We start from the raw sequence: 3,040 nt of genomic DNA, 5'->3' as shown, positions 1-3,040 counted from the left end.
CTCGGTGGGATCCTCGCCTACTGCCACCACAAGGTGCCCTTCGGAGTCGTCGAGGCGATCAACGGGAACATCCGCTCGATCATCCGACGCGGGCGAGGGTACCGAGACCACGAGTATCTGATCCTCAAGGTTCAGAAGGCTACTGCCCAGGCTCGACTGGCGAGAGCAGCGTGAATCCACGACGGTCTACACATTCTGTCCAAGAGCGGTATTTACCAAGAACTCGTGCGAGGGGAAAGCCGAAATCCAACTTCGCGTGATATCTTTTCGCGCCCGCAACATGCGCGAGGCGGTCGGCGCACCGCGCGACCGAAAGGAAGGGCGCAATGACATCCCCCCGGGCGGAAAAAGACCGGCTCGACAGGATCACCGTCGGCGCGATCTCCGACGTGGCCAGGGGCATCCAAAAGAAGGTCGACCGCCACGCGAAGCCGGAGGTCGCGTTCCCGGTGCGGTCCCTGGGCAACGTGCGGTACGATCCCGCCAAAGGCTACTTTGAGATCGGAAGGGCGAAATCGGTGCGGACGCTCGCGGTCACCACCGCCAAGACCTTCGCCCAGACGCTCAAGATGATGGCCCTCTCGAAGGAGCTGGTAGAGACCAACGACTTCGCCACCAAGCGGGACGCGTACTATCAGTCCAAGAACTGGGGGGACGCCCGCTTCGACGAGCAGGCGGAGTCCGACATGGTCATGGACGACGTCGAGGCGATGTTCTCCGTGCACGGGGTGAGCCGCGAGCAACTGCGCTACATCCCGGACGAGCACGGCGGCGCGGTCGCCGGCGAACTGATCGTTCACGATCCCGATCTCGAGACCGGGAAGGTGGAAAGGATCGACTGCACGAAGTTCGGCTCGGGCGCGTATTCGATCCCGTCCCTGGTGGAGCACCTGACCTTCGAGACCCGGGCCCGCTTCATCCTGTGCATCGAGACCGGCGGCATGTTCCAGCGGCTGCAGAGCCACAAGTTCTGGCAGAAGGCCCATTGCATCCTCGTGTCCATGGCGGGGGTTCCGACCCGCGCGACCCGGCGGTTCGTGCGGCGGCTGTCCGACGCGTGCAAGCTTCCGGTCCACGCCTTCGTGGATTGCGATCCGTACGGGATCTCGAACATCTACCGCACGCTCAAGGTGGGCTCCGGGAACGCGGCGCACATCAACCGCTTCTTCTGCGTCCCGGGAGCCTCGTTTCTCGGCGTGACGCCCCAGGACATCGTCGACTACAAGCTCCCCACCCACCCGCTCAAGGACGTCGACATCAAGCGGGCCAGGGACGCGCTGAAGAACGACCCGTTCTTCAGGATCCACAGGCCGTGGGCGAAGGCGCTCGAGTCGCTCATCAAGATGGGCGTGCGCGCGGAGCAGCAGGCACTGGCGAGATGGGGGCTGAACTACGTCCTGGACGAGTACCTCCCCGCCAAGCTGAAACACCCCGAGCGGTTCCTGCCCTGACGCGCGGCGAGGGCGAAAGTCCCGGCCGAACGGTTAGCCCCCGCACGCCTTTCATGGCAATCTGGGTCCTGCGGGACGGGGTCCGGCCCGCGACGATCCCGCGCCACGCAGGAAGGGGAGGAACATGGGTCGCGATCGACGCCCGACGTTCAGCCCGATGAAGCTCGTTCTGGGTGCCCGTATCCGCGTCAAGGAGGTCAGAAACGAGGGGAGATCCGAATCGGTCGTCATCGCCAACGAGGGCCACATGGACCAGCCGCTCACCGGCTGGATGCTGGCGAGCCTAAAGGGGACCCAGGTCTTCCGTTTCGACGACGGCCTGGTGCTCCACCCCGGGGCGAGCGTCATCGTCACGAGCGGTCAGGGGGTCGCGCACAAACCGCCCACGACGCTCGCGTGGACCGACGAGACCGTCTGGAACAACCGGGGCGACGTGGCGCTCCTGTTCGATTACGAGGGGTCGGAGGTCGCGCGGTTCGCGTACCCCGCGAGCCGCGCCGAGCAAGTGGAGCGCTTGCCGAAGCAGCTCCTCGTGCGCGAGGACAGCGGCGCGTTCCGGATCGAATCCAGCCGCCGGGAGCCGTCGCGAAACCGGCAGAAGGTGCCGCGATCTGTCAAGTCGAAGGCGTAGCGGACCGTCGGCGGTGGTAGGGGCTCAGGACTCTCCGCCGCTCGGAACGATCGCGGCGGGGTCGATGCCGAGGGACGCCAACGCGCCGCGCCACATGTCCGCCGGCGGCTGATCGAGGACCCGCGCCGGATCGGAGGGGGAGAGGATCCAGGCGCCCTCGGCCAGTTCCCGCTCGAGCTGGCCCGGGCCCCAGCCGGAGTACCCCGAGTAACAGTGGAAGCGCCCGGAGGCCAGGGAGCACAGGCGCGACAGCGTGCCGGTCGACGTGCTGAAGTACAAGCCGGACTGCACCTCGCGCCCTTCCGGGTCGCCGTGCTCGGGCCCGTAGAGGACGAACCCCTGCTCCGGCTGCACCGGCCCACCCAGCCGGACGTGCTTGTCCGGGTTCCCGGCGTACGGGATCTCGTGATCCCGGCAGAGGTCCCGAAGCAAGAGCGACGTCTCGCGGTTCACGACGATGCCGAGCGCGCCCTCGCCGTCCTGCCGCAGGAGGAGCACGACGCTCTGGCGGAAGTTCGGGTCCAGGAGCTGCGGGACCGCGATCAGGAATCCAGGAGCAATGCCCTCGACCATGAGCCTAGTCTAACCCGGGGCGCGCACCGCGGCACGCGCCGCTAGACCTGCTTGGACAGCTCGAGGAATCGCGAGTAGGGGATTGCCGTCCACGACTCGGCTCGGAGCGCTCCGAGCGCCAGCGAGATCATCGAGACCTTCGCCGCGGCCTCCTCGTCCGGCGCCTCGTAGATGTCGAGGCAATCGTAGGGGCCGAGGAGGGCATAGTGGGCGATCCACTTCACCGAGGGAATCTGGTTCGCGATCCGCTGCTTCCACTCCTTGCCGATCTCCTCCCGGTTCCTGATGTTCCGGGTCACCTCGGGGGACAGGGTCGTCATGAGCACGTAGGTGGGCATGCCGCATCCTCCCTTCGCGTTGCGCGGTCCTCCGGTCGTCCGCGGAT

The 3,040-nt window shown here is 66.6% G+C and carries 5 protein-coding genes; 3 read left to right on the top strand and 2 right to left on the bottom strand.

The genetic code is table 11. From position 1 onward, the window contains the following. The 3 genes from LAO51_20345 to LAO51_20335 all read left to right on the top strand — a co-directional run. Nucleotides 1-174 (top strand): transposase (locus LAO51_20345; GenBank protein MBZ5641096.1); only part of this gene is annotated, 174 nt, incomplete at its 5' end. A 152-nt stretch (nt 175-326) separates the two neighbouring features. Beyond that, nucleotides 327-1,451 (top strand): DNA topoisomerase IV subunit A, encoded by a 1,125-nt coding sequence (locus LAO51_20340; protein MBZ5641095.1) that lies wholly within the window; start codon nt 327-329, stop codon nt 1,449-1,451. Nucleotides 1,452-1,575: 124 nt separating this feature from the next. Next, nucleotides 1,576-2,082: a lamin tail domain-containing protein gene (locus tag LAO51_20335; protein MBZ5641094.1), complete on the top strand. Its 507-nt coding sequence runs from the start codon at nt 1,576-1,578 to the stop codon at nt 2,080-2,082. Nucleotides 2,083-2,106: 24 nt separating this feature from the next. Here LAO51_20335 and LAO51_20330 read toward each other — a convergent pair whose 3' ends face one another. Then, complete coding sequence (locus LAO51_20330) at nt 2,107-2,655, bottom strand: YqgE/AlgH family protein (GenBank protein MBZ5641093.1); 549 nt, start codon at nt 2,653-2,655, stop codon at nt 2,107-2,109. Nucleotides 2,656-2,696: 41 nt separating this feature from the next. Then, a complete protein-coding gene (locus LAO51_20325) occupies nt 2,697-2,993 on the bottom strand; it encodes a GYD domain-containing protein (protein ID MBZ5641092.1) in 297 nt (98 codons plus the stop codon). Nucleotides 2,994-3,040 lie beyond the last annotated feature (47 nt).

It is taken from the genome of Terriglobia bacterium, assembly GCA_020073205.1.
Lineage (GTDB): Bacteria > Acidobacteriota > Polarisedimenticolia > Polarisedimenticolales > JAIQFR01 > JAIQFR01.
The sequence above is the reverse complement of the archived record's forward strand: the minus strand, read 5'-3'. Positions and strand labels throughout refer to the sequence as shown.